The organism is Kitasatospora sp. NPDC048296 (assembly GCF_043201815.1).
Lineage (GTDB): Bacteria > Actinomycetota > Actinomycetes > Streptomycetales > Streptomycetaceae > Kitasatospora.
This window is the reverse complement of sequence record NZ_JBICZB010000221.1, coordinates 1-1,297: the sequence shown is the minus strand read 5'-3', so window position 1 is coordinate 1,297 and position 1,297 is coordinate 1. Positions and strand designations below refer to the sequence as shown.

The window sequence follows — 1,297 nt, the reverse complement described above, 5'->3', positions numbered from 1 at the left end:
GCCGGCTGATCGAGGAGTTCGCCGGCATCGCCGTCACCCTCCAGGCCGCCAAGCTCGACCCCGTCGGCGCCCGCCCGGCCACCGCCCACGACTGAGCGCCAACGGCCGTCCCCCGGCGGCGTTCAGGACGAACGGGGCTGGCCTCGGCCGGCCCGGTGGGCTACGGTGTCCGGCGATGACTACCGGGACGGCCTTGCGCCACACACGAATTGGTGACCCGGCGCTCCGCTGAGCGCCGTACGGGCCACCGCGGGCCCGCAGTTCGATCGAGGATCCGGCGCCGTCGCGCGGGCTCCGCCTCCGTCGTGTTGACCACACGCTCGACACGTCAACCACGACAGGAGACCTCCCTTGCCCACCAAGACGCTGACGATTCCCACCGCGGACGGCCGGGCCGACGCCTTCGCCGCCCACCCCGACCGCGACGGGCGGCACCCCGGGGTGCTGATGTACGCGGACGCCTTCGGCATCCGGCCCGCGCTGCGGGAGATGGCCCGCGAACTGGCCGGACACGGGTACTACGTACTCGTCCCCAACTTCTTCTACCGGCACGGCCGGACACCGGTGGTCGAGCTTCCCGAGTACATCGGGGAAGAGGCCCGGACCGCGGCCGTCGCCCGGCTGATGCCCCTGATCAGGACGCACACCGCCGAACGCGTCCTCAGCGACGCCGACGCCTACCTCGGCTTCCTCACCGCCCAGCCCGAGGTCGCCGCCGGACCGGTCGCCGTGACCGGCTACTGCATCGGCGGCCTCCTGGCTCTGCGCACCGCCGCGGCCCACCCCGGCCGGGTGGCCGCCGTCGCCGGATTCCACGGCCCCGTGGGCGCCGACGGGCCCGACATGCACCGCCTCGTCTCCAGGCTCACCGCCCAGGTCCACCTCGGCCACGCCGAGACCGACATGACGCCCGAGACCCTCGGCGAGCTGAACCGCGCCCTGGACGCCGCGGGCGTCGACCACACCTCCGAGATCTACCCCGGCACCGCCCACGGCTTCACCATGTCCGACACCGACGCCTTCAGCCCCTCCGGACTGCGGCTGCACTGGGAGCACCTGCTGCCGCTCCTCGGCCGCACCCTGACGCACGGCTGAGGCGCCCGGACGGCGCGTGCTCGGCGCAGCGCGGCACGGTGTCGAGCACCGCCCCCGGCCCGCGATCGGCCCCGCTGGGCCACTGCGCCGACTCGGCGACCGCGCCGCCGCCGATAGACGACACCCGGGGTAAAAGATCATCACTCCATTCACCAAAACGAGCTATTTCCTCCCTTCGCTGTATCCACCCCCGGCTAAGATC

The 1,297-nt window shown here is 73.1% G+C and carries 1 protein-coding gene; it reads left to right on the top strand.

From position 1 onward, the window contains the following. Positions 1-351: 351 nt before the first annotated feature. Complete coding sequence (locus ACGF12_RS38615; RefSeq protein WP_393041360.1) at positions 352-1,095, top strand: dienelactone hydrolase family protein; 744 nt, start codon at positions 352-354, stop codon at positions 1,093-1,095. Positions 1,096-1,297 lie beyond the last annotated feature (202 nt).